This window comes from Collinsella sp. AF04-24 (genome assembly GCF_003465685.1).
In the GTDB taxonomy this organism is placed as follows: domain Bacteria; phylum Actinomycetota; class Coriobacteriia; order Coriobacteriales; family Coriobacteriaceae; genus Collinsella; species Collinsella aerofaciens_AP.
The window spans coordinates 22,330-41,126 of record NZ_QSBK01000009.1 but is presented as its reverse complement, the minus strand read 5'-3'; the positions used below and the strand labels follow the sequence as shown (position 1 = coordinate 41,126).

14 protein-coding genes are annotated in these 18,797 nt (G+C 60.7%); 8 read left to right on the top strand and 6 right to left on the bottom strand.

Annotated elements, in window-relative coordinates:
* Positions 1–162 precede the first annotated feature (162 nt).
* The 7 genes from DWV32_RS04930 to DWV32_RS04900 all read left to right on the top strand — a co-directional run bounded on the left by DWV32_RS04930 (position 163) and on the right by DWV32_RS04900 (position 8,519).
* Positions 163–1,041, top strand: a complete 879-nt coding sequence (locus DWV32_RS04930) for a patatin family protein (protein WP_117757418.1) — start codon at positions 163–165, stop codon at positions 1,039–1,041.
* Between the two features lie 157 nt (positions 1,042–1,198).
* On the top strand, positions 1,199–1,642 hold the full coding sequence (rplM, locus tag DWV32_RS04925) for a 50S ribosomal protein L13 (RefSeq protein WP_022094635.1): 444 nt from the start codon (positions 1,199–1,201) through the stop codon (positions 1,640–1,642).
* Positions 1,643–1,644: 2 nt separating this feature from the next.
* Positions 1,645–2,040, top strand: coding sequence for a 30S ribosomal protein S9 (gene rpsI, locus DWV32_RS04920; RefSeq protein WP_022094634.1), 396 nt, complete (start codon positions 1,645–1,647; stop codon positions 2,038–2,040).
* A 123-nt stretch (positions 2,041–2,163) separates the two neighbouring features.
* The gene (glmM, locus tag DWV32_RS04915; RefSeq protein ID WP_117757417.1) at positions 2,164–3,501 is read left to right on the top strand and encodes a phosphoglucosamine mutase; all 1,338 of its coding nucleotides are present in this window, start codon (positions 2,164–2,166) and stop codon (positions 3,499–3,501) included.
* Between the two features lie 101 nt (positions 3,502–3,602).
* A complete protein-coding gene (locus DWV32_RS04910) occupies positions 3,603–4,070 on the top strand; it encodes a PTS glucose transporter subunit IIA (protein WP_316242586.1) in 468 nt (155 codons plus the stop codon).
* A 272-nt stretch (positions 4,071–4,342) separates the two neighbouring features.
* The gene (nagB, locus tag DWV32_RS04905) at positions 4,343–5,071 is read left to right on the top strand and encodes a glucosamine-6-phosphate deaminase (protein ID WP_055251013.1); all 729 of its coding nucleotides are present in this window, start codon (positions 4,343–4,345) and stop codon (positions 5,069–5,071) included.
* Between the two features lie 448 nt (positions 5,072–5,519).
* Positions 5,520–8,519, top strand: coding sequence for a BTAD domain-containing putative transcriptional regulator (locus tag DWV32_RS04900; protein ID WP_117757416.1), 3,000 nt, complete (start codon positions 5,520–5,522; stop codon positions 8,517–8,519).
* A 69-nt stretch (positions 8,520–8,588) separates the two neighbouring features.
* On the opposite strand, the gene DWV32_RS04895 is transcribed toward DWV32_RS04900, so the two are convergent.
* From DWV32_RS04895 to DWV32_RS04870, 6 genes are all read right to left on the bottom strand, one after another.
* The gene (locus DWV32_RS04895; RefSeq protein WP_117563618.1) at positions 8,589–8,888 is read right to left on the bottom strand and encodes a YhbY family RNA-binding protein; all 300 of its coding nucleotides are present in this window, start codon (positions 8,886–8,888) and stop codon (positions 8,589–8,591) included.
* A 158-nt stretch (positions 8,889–9,046) separates the two neighbouring features.
* Complete coding sequence (locus tag DWV32_RS04890; protein ID WP_255413142.1) at positions 9,047–9,877, bottom strand: methyltransferase domain-containing protein; 831 nt, start codon at positions 9,875–9,877, stop codon at positions 9,047–9,049.
* A 375-nt stretch (positions 9,878–10,252) separates the two neighbouring features.
* Positions 10,253–11,617 carry a PFL family protein gene (locus DWV32_RS04885; protein WP_117757415.1) on the bottom strand — a complete coding sequence of 455 codons (1,365 nt, stop codon included), beginning with the start codon at positions 11,615–11,617 and terminating at the stop codon, positions 10,253–10,255.
* Between the two features lie 108 nt (positions 11,618–11,725).
* Positions 11,726–14,284, bottom strand: a complete 2,559-nt coding sequence (locus tag DWV32_RS04880) for a homocysteine S-methyltransferase family protein (RefSeq protein ID WP_187361822.1) — start codon at positions 14,282–14,284, stop codon at positions 11,726–11,728.
* 9 nt (positions 14,285–14,293) lie between these two features.
* On the bottom strand, positions 14,294–15,082 hold the full coding sequence (locus DWV32_RS04875) for a hypothetical protein (protein ID WP_117757414.1): 789 nt from the start codon (positions 15,080–15,082) through the stop codon (positions 14,294–14,296).
* On the bottom strand, positions 15,082–15,954 hold the full coding sequence (locus DWV32_RS04870; RefSeq protein ID WP_117757413.1) for a methylenetetrahydrofolate reductase: 873 nt from the start codon (positions 15,952–15,954) through the stop codon (positions 15,082–15,084). Before DWV32_RS04870 ends, DWV32_RS04875 begins: the two co-directional genes overlap by 1 nt.
* A 423-nt stretch (positions 15,955–16,377) precedes the next feature.
* On the opposite strand from DWV32_RS04870, the gene DWV32_RS04865 reads away from it, so the two are divergent.
* Entirely contained in the window at positions 16,378–18,465 is a 2,088-nt protein-coding gene (locus tag DWV32_RS04865; RefSeq protein WP_117757412.1) for a glutamine synthetase III, read from the top strand.
* Positions 18,466–18,797 lie beyond the last annotated feature (332 nt).

Genomic DNA, 18,797 nt, shown 5'->3' with positions numbered 1-18,797 from the left:
GGACGCGCTTTCCCAACGGCGGTCCAAACGGAAAGTTCATCCCGGAATCCCGCCTCAAACTGGGACGCACTTTCCGCTTCACCTGCCGCCTCGAAAAACCTGCGCGCCCTCCATTCCAAAACTGGGTAGAAGAAAGCCAAAACGCAATCGCAGGAGGTCAATATGACTGCAGAAGATAAGGCAAAGAACGTCGGCAAGGTCGCGCTCGTCTTGGAGGGTGGCAGTTTTCGTGGGCAGTTTACCGCCGGCGTGCTCGACGTTCTCATGGAGGCCGGTGTCGAAATTCCGGCGGTATATGGCGTATCGGCCGGTGCGCTCAACGGCGTCAACTACAAGTCACACCAGATCGGTCGCGTCAATCGCATCAACCTGACCTTCTGCAATGACAACCGCTACATGGGTGCCGCATCCTTCGCATCCACGGGCTCCATCGTGGGTTACGACTTTATCTTCAACGATATCCAGGACCGCCTGGATCCCTTTGACAACGAGGCGTTCGACGCCAGCCCTATCGAGATGTACGCCGTCGCGACGGACATGCTGTTTGGAACCGCTGCCTACCTGCCGGTCAAAAGCGCCGTGCTCGACCTCGACGCCGTGCGCGCCTCGACGTCGCTGCCGCTGGTGACGCCGCCGGTCGAGATTGACGGGCACAAATACGTCGACGGCGGCGTGGCCGATTCGGTTCCTATCGAGCATGTGCTCGAGGAGGCGGGCTTCGACCGTGCGGTCGTCATCGTCACCCAGGACCGCTCATATGAGAAAAAGCCCTACGAGTTTTTGCCGGCGGCGCGTGCGCGCTATGCCGACTACCCCTATCTGCTCGAGGCTATCGAGACGCGCCACGACCGCTATAACCTCCAGCGCATGCACCTGTGGAAGTATGAGCGCGAGGGCCGCGCACTGGTCGTCGCTCCGCAAAAGCCGGTCGAGGTCGGCCATGTCGAGCACGATCCGGCAAAGCTTCTCGATCTGTATATCCAGGGCCGCCAGGAGGCAAAGCGCTTGCTGGGAGATATCGAGGCGTTTGTCGAGCGTTAACGCTGCGACATCACGGCTCGTGGATGACATGTGCAGAAACTCTGGTCGGAGCCAAAATACCTGTTGACTCGTACGGCGAGCGGGGTAATATGGACGGGTTACTTGCAGAGCCCCGTGAATCTCTGTAACAACACGTACTGTACATGGAGGAGTCTAAGTGATTTCGAAATCGACTCACTACGCCAAGCAGGGCGAGGTCCAGCGCAACTGGGTTCTCGTCGACGCCGATGGTGCTGTCCTGGGCCGTCTTGCCACCCAGATCGCAATGATCCTGCGCGGTAAGAACAAGCCCCAGTTCACGCCCAACAGCGACTGCGGCGACTTCGTTGTCGTCATCAACGCCGATAAGGTCCAGCTTACCGGTAACAAGGCCGACACGAAGACCTATTATCGCCACAGCGGCTACAACGGCGGCCTCAAGGCTGAGAGCTTCCGCCAGGCTATGGAGAAGCACCCGGAGAAGGTTATCGAGCGCGCCGTTCGCGGTATGCTGCCCAAGACCACCCTCGGCCGTGCCCAGATGACCAAGCTTAAGGTCTACGCTGGTGCCGAGCATCCGCATGCTGCCCAGAACCCCACGAAGATTGAGCTGGAGGCTTAAAGATGGCTGAGAACACCGTTGTCTACCAGGGTACCGGCCGTCGTAAGAACGCCGTCGCCCGCGTCCGTCTCGTCCCCGGCACCGGCAAGGTGACCATCAACAAGCGTGACGCCGAGCAGTATTTCGGCCGTCATCAGCTCGTTGAGAACGCCCTTGCTCCCTTCAAGGTGACCGACACCGCCGGTCAGTTCGACGTTATCGCTCTGTGCGATGGCGGCGGCATCTCCGGTCAGTCCGGCGCTCTGCGCCTGGGCATCGCCCGCGCTCTTCTGAACGCTGGCGACTACCGTGCTGACCTCAAGAAGGCCGGTTTCCTTACGCGCGATGCTCGCGTGGTCGAGCGCAAGAAGTACGGCCTCAAGAAGGCCCGCCGCGCTCCCCAGTTCTCCAAGCGCTAAGGTTTTATCTCCTTTCGAGATACAATGTACAAGCGGGGCCTGCCGATTCCTCGGCGGGTCCCGCTTTTCTTTTTCGACTAGGGTGGGCGGTTGTATATCGCCTGCTAGGGAAGGAGCGATCCTATGCCCCAGAACATCTTCGGTACCGACGGCGTCCGTGGCGTCGCCAATGCCGACCTCTCGTGCGACCTCGCGTTTCGCCTGGGCCGCGCGGCGACCAAGTTCCTTGGCCCGGACATCTGCATCGGCCGCGACACGCGCCTTTCGGGTACCATGCTCGAGAGTGCTCTGACCGCTGGCATTATGGCCGAGGGCGGCCGTCCGCATTGCTGCGGCGTTATCCCTACGCCGGCCGTGGCGCTGCTCACCGTCCAAAACGAGCTCGACGGCGGCATCGTCATCTCCGCTTCGCATAATCCGCCGGAGTTCAACGGCATCAAGTTCTTTAGCCGCAAGGGCATGAAGCTTCCCGATGCTGTCGAGGAAGAGATCAGCGCCTGGGTCATGTCCGAGGAGGCCATGGCTGCCGACACGCTGCCGACCGGCGCCGGTGTGGGTCACATCATCAAGATGAAAGACGCCCGCAAGGCCTATGTCGATCATGCCATCAGCACGCTCGACGGCCTTAAGCTCGATGGCCTGGTTGTTGCCGTCGACTGCGGCCACGGTGCTTCCTGCCAGACCACGCCCGCTGCGCTGCAGCGCCTGGGCGCCACGGTCCATGCCATCAACACCGATTACTGCGGCACCGACATTAACGTTGAGTGCGGCTCCACTCACCTTGAGCCCCTGCGCGAGCTCGTGCTGCGCACCCACGCCGATATCGGCCTGGCCCACGACGGCGACGCCGACCGCGTGCTGTTCGTCGACGGCGAGGGCAATGAGATCGACGGTGACTACATCCTGGCTATCTGCGGCTCCGATCTCGCCGCTCGCGGCAAGCTCGCCAACTCCGAGATCGTCTCGACCGTCATGTGCAACCTTGGCTTCTCCATCGCTATGAAGGAGCAGGGCTTCGAGATGGTTCAGACCGCCGTGGGCGACCGCTACGTTTTGGAGCGCATGCTCGCGGACGGCGCCGTCATCGGCGGCGAACAGTCCGGCCACATCATCTTCCTGGAGCACAACACCACCGGTGACGGCCTGGTGACGGCTCTGCAGCTGCTGGCCGTGCTCAAGCGCACCGGTCGTACCCTCACTGATCTTGCCGGCATCATGAAGAAGTACCCGCAGGTACTCGTCAACGTGCATTCCGACAACAAGGCCGGCCTGGACGAATGCCAGCCCATTTGGGACGCCGTCGCTGCCGCCGAGAAGGAGCTTGACGGCCGCGGCCGCATTCTGGTGCGCCCGAGCGGTACCGAGCCGCTGGTCCGTGTTATGGCCGAGGCGGAGACGCACGAGCTCACTCAGCGTGTTGTCGACGACATCGTCGAGGTTGTCAAGCGCGAACTTCCCTAATGGTCAAAAACGGGTGCCAAGTGGTAAACTGTTAAAGCTATTTTGATTGATTGGTATGTCCGAGGGGGAGCATGTTCACTAAAGTCCTAAGGTCTTTTGGTATGCGTGGACGAGTTCTTACGCTGGATGCTCCCATCTCGGGCGACGTCATTCCGCTCTCCGAGGTAAACGACCAGACGTTTGCCACCGGCCTTTTGGGCCAGGGCGTGGCGATTCAGCCTACCGGCACGCGTGTGATTGCGCCGGCAGACGCCAAGGTCGAGGCCATTTTTCCCACGGGTCACGCCGTTGCGCTCAACACGGTCGATGGCCTAGACGTGCTGATCCACGTTGGTTTGGACACTGTTCAGCTTGAGGGCAAGCATTTTAGCGTGCATGCACAGGTGGGCGATGTCGTCCATAAGGGTGACGTGCTCATCGAGTTCGATCGCGAGGCAATTGCTGCCGAGGGCTACGATGTGACGGTTCCCATCTTGGTGTGCAACTCCGTTGAGTTCTCGAGTATCAAGGGCTCCGTTGGTGCGCATGTCGAAGAGATGGACCAGCTCATCGTTGCTCGCGAACGCTAGCAAGTGCACGTGGCCATTAGCCTACAATTCAAACACGTTTATGGAGGGCGCCCTTGAAAGAGGGCGCCCTCCGTGGCAAGATGGGATTTGTCCGAAGCTAAACGGCTTTGGGTCACCGTGGACGGGCAGGGGCCTCGACGCGGCTAGACACGAGACACATACATTACGCGACCTCGCCCTGGTGGCCGCACACGTTGGTTGCGGCCGACGCGGGCCGCGGGCAAGTGCTTGTAAGGGGAGCCTTGCCTCTCTTGTACGAGAAAGGACGCGTAATGAAGATCATTAAAGCTAAAGACTACGAGGATATGAGCCGCAAGGCCGCCAATATCATCTCGGCGCAGGTTATCCTCAAGCCCGATTGCGTGCTGGGTCTTGCCACCGGCTCCACCCCGATCGGTGCCTACAAGCAGCTCGCTGCTTGGTACGAGAAGGGCGACGTCGACTTTGCCGAGGTCAGCACCTACAACCTGGACGAGTATCGCGGCCTTTCGCACGACGATCCCCAGAGCTATCACTACTTCATGCGTGAGAACTTCTTCGATCACATCAACATCGACCTGAACAACACGCATGTGCCCGACGGTTCCAACCCCGACGCCGCCGCTGCCTGCTCTGAGTACGACAAGATCGTCGCCGCCGCCGGTTACCCGGATCTGCAGCTGCTCGGCATTGGCAACAACGGCCACATCGGTTTCAACGAGCCCGATGACCACTTCTCCAAGGGCACGCACTGCGTCGACCTCACCGAGAGCACCATTCAGGCCAACAGCCGCCTGTTCGACAGCATCGACGATGTTCCCCGTCAGGCCTACACCATGGGTACCCAGACCATCATGTATGCCCGCATGATCCTAGTCGTCGCCAACGGCGAGGCCAAGGCTCAGGCCGTGCATGACATGTGCTATGGTCCGGTTACGCCCGCGTGCCCGGCTTCGATCCTGCAGCTGCACACCAACTGCGTTGTCGTTGCCGACGAGGCCGCCCTTTCGCTCTGCGAGTAGCGCGAATCCTGCATCTCGACATAGCCTTGCCTAAGGCCTCCGCTTTGCGGGGGCCTTTTTGTTATCCCTCTCCGCCCGCTTGACCAAAATCTTGCCGCAAGCTTGACGAATGCCGGATGCCCAACAGCTTGATTCATTCCATACCAGATTCTATGCAAAAATGCCACTAAAAGGTCGTAGACGGTAGCGGGTGCTAGGCGAGTTGAATGACATAGCTGAACCTTGTTCATTTGCGTTACACTGCCGCTTAGATGGGACAAGCTGACAAGCTCATTTACCTGCTTAAAGACCGATTAGTCGGGGGATTAATAACAATCGGCCCTCGCTGTACAAAAACTTGCCGCTTGCGTACCAAAAGACAACCTAGAACACAAGGTCGCTCTATTCATAGCGCGGCTTGTATGGTCTTGCGGTTACAGTGTCCATACGGTCGAGTTGAGGAGCGGGCATGGTAAACGATTTGGGCAGTATGGACGACCTCGAGCTGATGCCGCTGGGCGGTGGCTATATGGTGCGACGCGAACGCTTGATGAATGAGCTTCTCGCCAAGGGCCGAAAGGCCGGCATCGTGGTTCTTTATGCGCCCGACGGGTTTGGGAAGACCTCGGTGCTGCTGCAGTACACCCATGAGGTTAAATACGACCCGACGCGAGGCCCCGTGCGGATTATCGAGGCCGATCGCGCCACTGGGCGCGAGGTGTTTATGCAGCTCGAGGTGGTTACCGAAGAACTCAAAGACAAACCGCACTCCCTTATCGCGATTGATAATGTGCCAAACCTCGATCAGCACGATACCGAAGACCTCATCGACAGGATTCGCGGCCTGCGCGCTATGGGGGTGGGGGTCTTTATCTCCTGCCGTCCTTCAAATCGTCAACTGATTCATGGGCTGGGCGATTCGGTTAAGATCAATGCGCAGATGCTCAAGGTGCATGCCTATGAGTATTCGGCGTGGGCATCGGCGTTTTCGATCAGCACATCGCTCGACTTTTATCAGCTCACGCAGGGCGTGCCCGAGCTCGTTTCGGCATTGCAGACGGGTCTGTATGGCCAAGGCGACGTAGCCGGTCTGCTCGAAAACGAGATTGTCAACGTATATGGCGCGGCACTTGTCGACTTGGCTTCGCTCGACAATAATGCACTGTTTTGCGTGGCATGTCTCATGATTTTGATGGGCGAGGGCAATATCGCAGAACTCGAGGCTTGCGGGGTGAGGCTATCGATGGTCGACCAGTCCTACTTCGTACGCGACTACCCGATCTTTGGCTTGGACCCCGCCGAGCGGAGTTTTACGTGTCTGGGCACGGAGGATAACGGACGCTTGCGCTTGCGTAAGTTGGTGGCCGAGGTTCGCCCCGAACTTGTTCCGAGGGCGGCCCGGATTTTGCTTAAGGCGGGCCGATGCGATGCGGCGATGGGCCTGGCGGACGCCTTTTTGGACCGTGATGCGGTCCTTGAACTTGCTGGGCAGTATGGGGTCGATCTGGCTCTGACGGGGCACGGGGCCGATATCTGCCGAGCAGCGCTGGGCACGATCGATGCCGAGGATCCGGCTCCAGAGCCAACGCCTGCCGAGGCGCTTGGCGTATATCTGGCAGCGGTCAGCGTGTCCAATACAAAGCTCGCTCGCTATATGGCATCGGTCATCGAGCGCGGGGGCGAACGGGCGGCCTGCGAAATAGACCCTGTTTCATGGAGGGTGGCCCAGACACTGACGGCTGTTTGCTATGGGGACAACGGGCTTGGGCTTCCTACGAACCTGGCCGTGCCAGAAATAGAGACGTCCCACACCGCACTCGACATGCTGTCCGCGCATATCGAGGTCAAGCGATGCCTGACCGAACGGGGAGATGACGGCGGCGTTCTACAGCAGCTCAAAACGAGCAAGGCCTACGACTGTGAGCTCGACATCGCGGGGATTGTTATACGGGCCGATAGCATGCTGGTGGAGCTTTTTGACGGGTCGTTTGCGGGAACCGACGAGCGCGACGACGAGATGACGGTGGTGCGGGAGGCGCTCGACGTACGTGGGCTTAAGGCGATGGCTATCTGGGTGCGCATGGTGTTGGCGGCACGGCGGCTCCTTTCCGGCTTGCCGGTAACCGACGACGCGGCATTCAACGAGCTCGATCGTTTTGCCGTGCGCATGCGCGACAACCAGATTCAGCTGTTTGGCCTGTTGCTAGAAGGCTGGCAGTCGCTGGCAGAGGGACGGCCGGTTAATGCAAAGTTCCGTGCGGTCCAAGTGCTCAAACTTGCCGAGGAGTCGATTGCGTACATGCGCGATAACGCATTGCTGCTGGAGCGCGCGGCGTATCTGCGTAACACCTCGATGGTTTCGGTACGCGAGGAAGCGGAGTTGCTCGATATAAGCCAGACGCAGGTTGGTGGTGCAGAAGCCTGGATGGTGGCGCTGCATTTGGCTTGCGCGGGGCGAGATAGCGATCTCGCGGCCTGGATGTCCATGAATCGCGCGGGGATTCTGGAACCATCGTATCGGCTCTTTGCGCGCCTTGCCATGCATTGTCTGGGCGAGCCGGCGACCAGGATTCGCAAGAAGCTTCCCGTGCGCGAGCTGTCGCGGTACTCGCTGCGCGACGATTTGGAAGGGGAGGGCGAGCGCCTGTTCCAGGCCGGCGAGGTTGAAGCCGTTGATACCATCGACCATATCGAGATTCGCATGTTTGGTGCGTTCCGCGCCGAGCGCGACGGGTTTCCCATCACGGACAAAATGTGGCGCCGCAAGAAGGCGGCGACGCTTGCCGAGCGGCTTGCGCTGGGCATGGATGCGCTCGTCGACCGCGAGACGCTGGCCATGGAGCTGTGGCCCCATGCCGAGTTCAATAGCGCCCGCAACAACCTGTACTCGACGATATCGCGCTTGCGGTCGGCTTTGGGACCGACGCCGGATGGCAAGTCGTGTGTGCTCATCCAAAATGAATGCATCGGACTCAACGGCGACTACGTCAAGACCGATGTACGGCTGTTTGACCAGATAAGCCGCGAGGTTTTGGGAAATCGCACGGGTGCGCGCGGGCCCCATTTAGTTGAACTGTGCCTTAAGATTGAGCAGCTTTATGCCGGACCGCTGTATGTTCCCAATGGCTGTAACCCCACCTACTTTTTGCGTATGCGACGCATTATGCAGTCAAAGTACATCGATTGCATGATTAAGGGAGCAAATGCCGCTCTAGAAGAAAACGATCTGCAGTCGGCGATTTGGCTGGCGGAGTCGGGGCTTCGGCAGGAAACAGCGCGTGAGGATATGGTGCGCTGCGCCATGCGCGTCTACAGTGCGGCGGGGCGGCGGCGCGATATCGTCGAGCTGTACAGCGGGCATATGCACCATCTAAGGGAGCAGGTCAATGGCGTGCCCGAGCCCGAGACGCGGCGTCTATACGAGCGCTTGGTGGAGGGGCGGCTCAATCGCGTGCTGGTCGAGCGATAAAAAACGGGCGCCCGAAGTACTTGGGCACCCGTAAGCTTGCCATGTGTTGGCTCGCCGGATCATTGGCTCTTAGACGAGCTTGATCTTCTCGATGTCCTTGCGCGAGGACTCGCGATACAGCGAGAACTTGCGGCCGATGACCTGGACGACCTCGGCGTGGCAACGCTCGGAGAGCTCTTCGGCGGCCTCGCGGGCGGAAAGACTGGAGCCATCGAGCACGGAGCACTTAACGAGTTCGTGCTTCTCCAGGTAGGCGACCGTCTGCTCGACGGTGCCCTCGTTGACATCGGACTTACCGATGATGATGGCGGGGTTGAGGTGATGGGCCATGCTGCGAAGCTGCTTGACCTGGGCTCCTGTCAATGCCATGGGTTCTCGCTTTCTATGTATGGGGTGCCCCGCGACGGGGCCTTAATCTACGTGAGCTGTCCCACGATAGCGCAGGAACGGCGCGGTGTGGAGCGCGTTTGCCCAGTTCGCAAAGAATGCGGATGCCGAGGTGATGGGCAGCTCGGGCTGTGAACGGGCTACGAGCGGGATTCAGAGACCGGTTCCCATGCAATAAACGCCCAGCGAACCTTGCGGACATGATCGAGCATATAGCGCCCCTGCGGCACGCCCTTGGAGCCCGGCTCACCGGCATGGGGGTTCTCAATCATGTGTTGAGCGATGTAGTCGCGCAGGCAGTCGATCTTATCCTCGTTGCCATGCTCGAGCATACGGGAAAAATCCGCCACGCCTGCCTCAAGGCTGTCGAAGGTATCGCGACGAGGCGATTCAAAGTATGTAATCTGCGGCAACGAACCCATCTGAATGAGGATGTTGAAGGCGTACACAAAGCCATTGCTGCAGGTAACCGAGGCGCCGATAGCGTTCATCAAGTGCAGATCATAGCGCGGGTTGGAGTTGGCGACCATCGTGACAGCACAACGCCGACGAGCCGTACGGTCGAGCTTGGCAAGCGCACCTTTTAGATCGGTCGTCGTAACCGACCGACTGGCAAAGGCAACATCCACCGTTTTCGCGACCGGTCCAACCAAATCCCAATCATCATCCCAAGCAAGCTCAAGCGGTGTAATGCGATTCTCGAGCCCATGGTACTCAATGCCAGCATCAAGCGTGCCCAACATAGCGGGGGAGAAGTCGGCTGCAATCACAGGATGTCCAGCCTGAGCAAGCGGAATAGCAATCGACCCAGCTCCACACCCCATATCGAGCACGGATTCACCAGGCTTTAACGCCAACAGCTTGATAAAGTCCCGGGCATACGGGGCAGTCTCCAGCGGCCGAAAATGCCGAGCCCGCTTATCCCATTCAAAAGAATCATCAGCCCGCCGCCGACCAGCCTGCAGGCGCATCCATTCGCCATTCCAATCAGCGGAAAGAAGCTCAGAGCGAGCGTCCCCATCAACCACGGGCCAACCTCCTAGCAACAAAAAAGCGACTCCTCCCAAAAGAAGAGCCGCAACCAGCATATATCAGAAAAAGAACCGTTCCAACGCCAAACCGCCGCACCAGCCAAGTGGTGCAGGAGCGAAGCGACTGCAACCGGGATAGAACCCAACTGAGGTCCCGTTGTGCGGGAGCCCCGGGGAGGGCAAATATATAAGGTCGATCGCGAGTTCCGCACGAGCCGGAGAGCACTTAATGTGCTTTCCGTGCGAGTCAGGACTGTCCGAGCAGGCGACCTTATATATTTGCCCTCCCCGGGGCTCCTCGCCAGCACCCCTCAGCTAGTTCTTGAGCGAGTTCAGCGGTGCCGGGAAGCGTCCACCGCGGTGGGCAAGCACGGTGCCGGCGTTGGGGTTCACCGGCATGATGGGCGCACGGCCAAACAGGCCGCCGTACTCGACGCAGTCGCCCACGCCCTTGCCGATAGCAGGAATCACGCGGACGGCCGTGGTCTTGTTGTTGATGACGCCGATGGCCATCTCGTCGGCGATGATGCCGGCGATGGTCTCGACCGGGGTGTCGCCGGGGATGGCGATCATGTCCAGGCCAACGGAGCACACGCAGGTCATGGCCTCGAGCTTCTCGAGCGAAAGCGCACCGGCTTCGACGGCGGCGATCATGCCGGCGTCCTCGGACACGGGGATGAAAGCGCCCGAAAGACCGCCCACGCTGGAACTGGCCATGACGCCGCCCTTCTTGACGGCATCGTTGAGCATGGCGAGCGCGCAGGTCGTGCCCGGGCCACCGCAGGTGCCCACGCCGATGATCTCGAGGATGCGGGCAACGGAGTCACCGATGGCAGGCGTGGGAGCCAGCGACAGGTCGACAATGCCCTTCTCGACACCCAGGCGATGTGCGGCCTCGCGGCTCATGAGCTCGCCGGCACGGGTGATCTTAAAGGCGGTCTGCTTAATCTTTTCGGCGACTGCCATCATCGATGCAGAGTCGGGCAGCGTCTCCAGGGCTGCGGCCATAACGCCGGGGCCCGAGACGCCTACGTTGATGACGGCGTCGGCCTCGCCACCGCCGTGGACGGCGCCCGCCATAAACGGGGAGTCCTCGACCATGTTAGCAAAGCAGACAAACTTGGAAGCGCCGACGGAATCCTGGTCGGCCGTGAGTTTAGCGGCATCGATGATGGTCTGGGCGGCCATAAGCACGGCGTCCATGTTGATGCCGGCACGCAGGCTGGCGACGTTGACGCTGGAGCAGACACGGCTCGTGGTGGCGAGCGCCTGGGGGATGGACTGGATGACGCGGCGGTCGGCGTCGCCGATGCCCTTCTGGACGAGTGCGGAGAAGCCGCCCAGGTAATCGATGCCGAGCGTCTCGGCCGCGCGGTCGAGGGCATGCGCGATGGGGGTGAGGTCCTCATCCTTGCAGCACGCGGCGATCTGCGCCACCGGGGTGACGGAAACGCGCTTGTTGACAATGGGGATACCGTACTCGCGCTCGAGGTTCTCGGCGGTCTCGACCAGATGCTCAGCCGTGTGCGTCACATGGTCGTAGATCTTCGTGCACATGCGGTCGAGGTTCTCGTCACCGCAACCCATGAGCGAAACACCCATGGTGATGGTCCTGATGTCGAGGTTCTGTTCCTCAACCATGCCGCGGGTTTCCGCGATTTCTGCGGGCGTGATCGCCATCCTTGCGCTCCTATCTGCCAAAACGAGCATAGTCTTATCTATTCTAACGTGCCGCACGTGCCAAGTGGCGCGTGCGGCACGTTTTGGTGCTCGGTTGTTTCCGTTGTGTTACTTCCCAAAGACCTCTTCGGCGATACGAGCGCTCTCGGCGGCGTCCTTGGCGTAGTAGTCCGCGCCGATTTGCTTGGCGTATTCGGGGGTGAGCACGGCGCCGCCCACGATGATCTTGACGCCCGGAACCTCGGCATGGAGCAACTTGATGGTCTCTTCCATGGCGACGACCGTGGTGGTCATAAGCGCCGAGAGGCCGACGAGCTTGATGTCACGCTCCTGCACGGTCTTGAGCACCTCTTGCGGGTCGACATCGCGGCCTAGGTCAAAGACGGTGTAGCCGTAGTTGTCGAGCAGCATCTTGACGATGTTCTTGCCGATATCGTGGATGTCGCCCTTGACGGTGGCCACGCAGATCTTGCCCTTGTCGGCGATCTCGCCGGCGGGCATCAGGCGCTTGATGGTGTCGAAGCCCACGCGTGCGGCTTCGGCCGAGGCCATGAGTTGCGGCAAGAAGAACTTGCCCTGGTCAAAGAGGACGCCCACCTCGTCGAGGGCGGGGATAAAGTGGTTGTTGATAAGGTCCATGGCGTCGTGGTCTGCCAGCAGACGCTCGGTCTCGGCAGCGATCTCGCCTTTGCGGCCCGAGACGACCATGCGACGAATCGGGTCGTCGTTGCCGTCGGTGCCGGCGGTGCCGGCAGCGGGCACGGTGTCGGTCGATGCGGCCTGAGCTGCTGCCGGGTTGGCGGCGATCTTATACGGATCGGTCCAGCCGGCATAGCGCTCGATGTATCCGGTCGAGCCCTCGTCCTCAACGCTCAGGACGCGATAGCTGTAGACGGTGTCCATAAAGCGCTTGGAGCCCGGGTTCATGATGGGGGCATCGAGGCCCGCGCCAAAGGCGGCGGCCAAAAAGACCGAGCCCAGCAGCGGGCGGGCAGGCAGACCAAAGCTGATGTTCGACACGCCGAGCGCGCATTTGACGCCCAGGCGCTCCTTGCACAGGGACATGGCGCGCAGGATCTGCTCGGCCTGGCGTTGATTGGTCGAGGCGGTCATGACCAGGCAGTCGATGAGGATACGGTCCGGGCCGATGCCGTAGCGGGCAGCCTCGGCCACGATGCGCTCGGCGATGGCAAAGCGGGCCTCGGCGGTATCGGGGATGCCGCCTTCGTCGAGCGTAAGGCCGACAACGTTGGTGCCGTAGTGGGCGACCAGCGGGAAGATCTCGTCCATGATCTGCTGCTTGCCGTTGACCGAGTTGATGATGGGCTTGCCGGCGTAGCGACGTACGGCGGCCTCGACGGCGGCGGGGTCGGTGGAGTCGATCTGCAGCGGCAGCAGCGTGGAGCCTTGGAGCTGCTCGGTGGCCTGTTGGATAATCTTGACCTCGTCGATCTCGGGCAGGCCCACGTTGACGTCCAGGATGTCGGCGCCCTGCTCCTGCTGGCTGATGCCCTGGCTCACCACGTAGTCCAGATCGCCGTCGCGCAGGGCCTGCTGCAGGCGCTTTTTGCCGGTGGGGTTGATGCGCTCGCCGATGACGGCGATCTTGTGGCCGTCGCAGGGGAGGTCCACCACGGTCTGGGCGCTTGTGACCGACATGCTGGGCTTGCGGTGGCGCGGACTGGGCGTGTGGTTATCGATAAGCGTGCGCAGCGCTGCCATGTGCGCCGGCGTGGTGCCGCAGCAGCCGCCCACGACGCTTACGCCGTCCTCAATCATACCGGCGACGGCCACGGCGTACTCGGGCGCCTGGATATCAAAGACGGTGTTGCCGTCGTCGTCCACGTGGGGCAGTCCTGCGTTGGCCTGCACCATAACGGGCTTGTCCGTAACGGTGAGCATGCGAGCGGCGAGTCCTCGGAGCTCGGCCGGTCCCTGGCTGCAGTTGATGCCCAAAACGTCGGCGCCGATGGCATCGAGCGTGATGGCGGCAACCTCGGGACTCGTGCCCAGGAAGGTGCGACCGTCTTCCTCAAAGGTCATGGTGGCAAAGACGGGCAGGTCGGAGTTCTCGCGGCAGGCGAGGACGGCCGCCTTGATCTCGGCCAGGTCGGTCATAGTCTCGATAATAAAGAGGTCCACGCCCGCGGCGACGCCGGCGCGCACTTCCTCGGCAAAGAGGTCATAGGCCTCGTCGAAGCTGAGGGTACCCAAGGGGCGAAGCAGCGCGCCGATGGGGCCGATATCGCCGGCGACGTAGTGGGCGCCGGCCGCGCGGGCGCAGGCGACAGCGGCGGCAAAGACATCTGCCACGGTGGCGGTACCGTCGAGCTTGTGGGCGTTGGCACCAAAGGTGTTGGCGGTGATCACGTCGCAGCCGGCCTCGACGTACTGTCGCTGAATGTCGGTAATGACCTGGGGCTCCTCAAAGTTGAGCAGCTCGGGCAGGGCGCCCGCCTTCATGCCGGCGGCCTGCAACATGGTGCCCATGCCGCCGTCAAACAGCAGGTGCCCGGTGCCCTTGATGGCGGCGCGCAGACGATCGTCCTTAATGCGAAGGTCGTCGATCGTGCGCGTCTTGTATGCAGCGCCATTACGGCGTGCGGCATCAACGGGTGCCGCCAGCGCGGCACCGTCCAGATCATGAGTGATAAGCGGAGTAAACATCGATGGCTCCTAATGGCTGGAATAGCAGGTGGTGTGGGCGGCGCGGAAGCGGCAGTGCTCACGCATGCGGCAGATATTGCAGGTGGGGCGGCTCTGGGCGTCGTGGACTTCGCCGTCAAACAGACCAATCACCGCGGTCACGCTCTTGGTGGGCATGAGCAGGCTGGTCGGCGTGACGGTAAGCCCGATGAGCCGCGTGGCGTTGAGCGCATTCACGATTGAGCGCTGGGCCGTAAGCGGGCAGTCGCCATAGCCGGGACTGAAGCGCCAGTTACCGGCGAGTCCGTGTGCGGCGGCCGCAGCCTTGACCTGCTGGTCCATCTGCTCGACGGCGGCTTCTACATAGGCAGAGCATGCGGCGTCGAGCACGGCTCCCTCCAGGGGCTGCTGGGCTCCCGTGGTGCGCAGACGACGCTCGGCGTCCATGCCGAGTGTGCATGCCATGAGCGCGGCAAAGCGGGCGTCTTTGAGATGTCGATAGATGTCGCGACCGCGCAGCTCAACGTTGGTGCCGACCAAGCGAATGCAAGGCTCTCCCTGCTCGTCCACGCCCATGGCATCGATGGCAAATGCGCGGCGCACGCCGCGGGGCTCAATGTCCAGTTCCAGACGCTCAACGACAAGCTCAATACGCTGCGACAGCTCGGGCTCAATCTGCTGACCGCTGTAGCCCAGATAGCGCAGCATCTCGGCACGATCGACGCGGGGATGGTGGGCATCATCGATACGATAAAGCGCCGGCGACGCAAGGTCGGCCGGCACTTCGACAGCGGTTGTATCGATGTGCGGTTTTTCCATTACCCCAAGCGCTCCATAATGGTTGCGGCGATTGCAGGACGGTTCATAGTGTACAGGTGCAGACCGGCGGCACCGTGCTCCTTAAGGTCGCAAAGCTGACGGGCGGCATAATCTACACCGGCTGCCTGCAGACTCTCGGGGTCGTTCTCGTACTTGGCGAGAATCTTGATGACGGGGGAGGGCAGTGACGCGCCGCACATAAAGACCATGCGGCTGATCTGCGACTTGCCCATAAACGGCATGATACCTGCGGTAATGGGCACGGTGATGCCGGCCTTGTCGGCAAGCTCGCGAAAACGATAGAAGCACTCGTTATCAAAGAAGAGCTGCGTCACAAAGAAGCTCGCGCCGGCGTCCTGTTTTTGCTTGAGGTGTTCGACCGAGAGGTTGAGATCCTCGCAGGCAATGTGGCCCTCGGGGTAGGCTGCGGCACCCACGCAAAAGCCGGCGTCGACGAGCTCGGGGATGAGGTCGCGGGCGTAGGCGTAGTCGGAGGCGAGCTTGTCGTCCTCGGTCGCGCCGGCAGGGAGATCGCCACGCAGGGCCAGGATGTTTTCCACGCCGGCGGTGCGGTACTCATCGATCTTGGCGGCGATATCGGCGTGGGTACGGCCCACACAGGTGAGGTGCGCCACCGAGGGCGTATCGAATTCGCTCGTAATCATATGCGCGATGGGGGCGGTGGTGGCGCCGTTGCCCGAGCCGCCAGCCGAGCAGGTGACCGAGACAAAGCTCGGCGAAAGCTTGCACAGATTGCCTGCCACTTCGCGAGCCGTGTCGAGGGTAAGCTCGCCCTTGGGCGGGAACATCTCAAACGAAACGGGTGCAGTGCCCTGGGATGCTGCCTGCTTAAAAACCTCGTCGACGCGCATATCGTGCTCCTTTAGATATTTAGTGCGATGTATTGTAAGGATTCTACAGCACCACTGTGTCACGGTGGAGTTTTACTCGCTATTTAGGGATACCAATCAAAGATGCCTTGCTATCGGCATTCCCTATAACAACGCAGCTCATTGGGTGCGGGGTTATAAAGACTGGTATCTGATGCGAAATACCAGTCAATTTAGCCCCGTCCTAAATTGACTACCCTTAAACCATGCGGGGAGGTCTGCAATTTATACAGTTCATTGGCTGTTAAGGGTGGCAATACTGCCGCGATGCGGTAACCTCATTGATTGGTTTCGCGACAGCAACACAACGGTAATGTCGCGGAAACACGGCGAGCCTAAGCTATGACTCGTTCGTTAGTAATCAACACCGCTTCTCACGCGGTGCCGATACGAAGGGAGTTCCGTATGGCCGATCTTACTGACCGCTTCGGGACCATGGTGTTCTCTGAGGAAGTCATGAAGGACTACCTCCCCAAGGACATTTGGAAGCGCCTTGCCGCAACCCTCGAGGAGGGTGAGCCGCTCGACCTGGATGTGGCCAACGCCGTCGCTCACGCCATGAAGGTTTGGGCCATCTCCAAGGGTGCTACGCACTACGCGCACTGGTTCCAGCCGCTTTCGGGCATTACTTCCGAGAAGCACGATAGCTTCCTCGAGCCCAACCACGACGGCACCGCCATTACCAAGTTTACGGGCAAGAACCTCATCCAGGGCGAGCCGGACGCCTCCAGCTTCCCCAACGGCGGCCTGCGTGCCACCTTCGAGGCCCGTGGCTACACCGCTTGGGATCCCACCAGCCCCGCCTTTATCAAGGACGATGTCCTGTGCATCCCCACAGCTTTCTGCTCCTACACGGGCGAGGCCCTGGACAAGAAGACCCCGCTGCTGCGTTCCATGACCGCGCTCTCGCGTGAGTCCAAGCGCGTTTTGGCGCTGTTTGGTAAGACCCCCAAGAAGGTCGTTCCTTCCGTGGGCGATGAGCAGGAGTACTTCCTGATCAAGAAGGACGCTTACCGCAAGCGCAGGGACCTGGTCATCACCGGTCGCACCCTCTTTGGCGCTGCTCCCTGCAAGGGCCAGGAGCTCGAGGAGCACTACTTTGGCGCTATCCGCCCCACCGTCTCGTCCTATATGAAGGACCTGGACGATGAACTGTGGGCGCTTGGCATTCCTGCCAAGACCAAGCACAACGAGGTCGCTCCCTGCCAGCATGAGCTCGCCCCTGTCTACGGCGAGGTCAACGAGGCCATCGACCAGAATCTGGTCATGATGGAGAAGATGAAGCTCATCGCCTCCCGCCACGACTTGGTCTGCCTGCTGCACGAGAAGCCCTTCGAGGGCATCAACGGTTCGGGCAAGCACAATAACTGGTCGCTTGGCACCGAGTCCGAGAACCTGCTCGACCCGGGCGACACCCCGCTCGACAACCTGCAGTTCATCGTCTTCCTCACCGCGGTGATCGAGGCCGTCGATAACTATCAGGAGCTCTTGCGCGCCTCCGTTGCTTCGGCCGGCAACGATCATCGTCTGGGCGCCAACGAGGCTCCTCCGGCGATTATGTCCATCTTCCTGGGCGACCAGCTTACCGAGGTCGTCGAGAAGATCATCGATGGCAAGGCTTCCGTCCATGCTACGCGCGGCGTGCTCGACCTGGGCGCCGATACCCTGCCCAAGCTGATGCAGGACAACACCGACCGCAACCGCACCTCCCCGTTTGCCTTCACCGGCAACAAGTTCGAGTTCCGTGCCTGCGGCTCCGAGCAGAACGTCTCCGACTCCAACCTGGTGCTCGATGCCGCCGTGGCCAAGTCGCTCAAGTCCTTCGCCGACGCACTCGAGGGTACGCCCGAGGATAAGTTCCAGGACGCCGCGCTCGAGTACTGCAAGAAGGTGCTGACCGATCACCAGCGCATCCTGTTCTCCGGCGACGGTTACTCCGACGAGTGGCCCATCGAGGCCGAGAAGCGCGGCCTTGCCAACAACAAGACCACGGCCGACGCTCTTCCCGCCTTTGTTTCCGATAAGGCCATTGCGCTCTTTGAGGAGACGGGCGTCCTGACCAAGGCCGAGGCCCAGTGCCGCTATGACTGCAAGCTCGAGAAGTACAACAAGCTCATGAACATCGAGGCTACCACGATGGTTCGCGAGGCGCGTCGTACCTATCGCCCGGTCATTACCGCCTATGCCACCAAGGTCGCTAAGGGCCTTGAGACTATTCGTGCCGCCGGTGCTGAGGCCGCCATGCAGTGCGAGCAGAACACGCTCAACAAGCTCTGCAACGGTATCACCGCCATCAACGACTCCATCAAGGCGCTCGACGCCGTACATCAGAAGGCCGAGGCTCTCGATGGCCAGGAGCAGGCCAACGTGTACGCGCACGAGGTCGTTCCCGCTATGGATACGCTGCGTGCTGCCGTGGACGCCATGGAGGAGATCGTGGCCGCCGACTACTGGCCGGTCCCGACCTACGACGACATCCTGTTCTACGTGTAGAGCGTAACTGACATATCGTCACGGTATTGAGCCGGGGTCCGCATCGCGCGGGCCCCGGCTATTTGTTTGCGAAGGACGCTTTGGATCCCGCTTTGCAACTGATTCGCCCACACAATAAGGGGTCGTGGGCAAAAAACGTCAAATATGAGTACTGTCACAAGCCCTGTAGCATTATCTTTTTGCAAAATATGCAGTGTTACGCAACATATGTCCAAGTACTTAGCTGATAAATGCCTGCAATTCCTCCGCCGTAGGACGCCTTGTGTCCAAATCGCCTTCTGATGGCATGAAATCGCTGTTACTAAATTGGTAACAGTACTCATATTTGCTAT

What these genes read in the sequence shown, in the direction of transcription:
- nagB (WP_055251013.1), top strand. Translation starts at nt 4,343, where the DNA reads ATGAAGATCATTAAAGCTAAAGACTACGAGGATATGAGCCGCAAGGCC.
- DWV32_RS04895 (WP_117563618.1), bottom strand. Translation starts at nt 8,888, where the DNA reads ATGGCATTGACAGGAGCCCAGGTCAAGCAGCTTCGCAGCATGGCCCAT.
- DWV32_RS04890 (WP_255413142.1), bottom strand. Translation starts at nt 9,877, where the DNA reads ATGCGCCTGCAGGCTGGTCGGCGGCGGGCTGATGATTCTTTTGAATGG.
- DWV32_RS04900 (WP_117757416.1), top strand. Translation starts at nt 5,520, where the DNA reads ATGGTAAACGATTTGGGCAGTATGGACGACCTCGAGCTGATGCCGCTG.
- DWV32_RS04880 (WP_187361822.1), bottom strand. Translation starts at nt 14,284, where the DNA reads ATGTTTACTCCGCTTATCACTCATGATCTGGACGGTGCCGCGCTGGCG.
- DWV32_RS04875 (WP_117757414.1), bottom strand. Translation starts at nt 15,082, where the DNA reads ATGGAAAAACCGCACATCGATACAACCGCTGTCGAAGTGCCGGCCGAC.
- DWV32_RS04910 (WP_316242586.1), top strand. Translation starts at nt 3,603, where the DNA reads ATGCGTGGACGAGTTCTTACGCTGGATGCTCCCATCTCGGGCGACGTC.
- DWV32_RS04885 (WP_117757415.1), bottom strand. Translation starts at nt 11,617, where the DNA reads ATGGCGATCACGCCCGCAGAAATCGCGGAAACCCGCGGCATGGTTGAG.
- glmM (WP_117757417.1), top strand. Translation starts at nt 2,164, where the DNA reads ATGCCCCAGAACATCTTCGGTACCGACGGCGTCCGTGGCGTCGCCAAT.
- DWV32_RS04865 (WP_117757412.1), top strand. Translation starts at nt 16,378, where the DNA reads ATGGCCGATCTTACTGACCGCTTCGGGACCATGGTGTTCTCTGAGGAA.
- DWV32_RS04870 (WP_117757413.1), bottom strand. Translation starts at nt 15,954, where the DNA reads ATGCGCGTCGACGAGGTTTTTAAGCAGGCAGCATCCCAGGGCACTGCA.
- rpsI (WP_022094634.1), top strand. Translation starts at nt 1,645, where the DNA reads ATGGCTGAGAACACCGTTGTCTACCAGGGTACCGGCCGTCGTAAGAAC.
- DWV32_RS04930 (WP_117757418.1), top strand. Translation starts at nt 163, where the DNA reads ATGACTGCAGAAGATAAGGCAAAGAACGTCGGCAAGGTCGCGCTCGTC.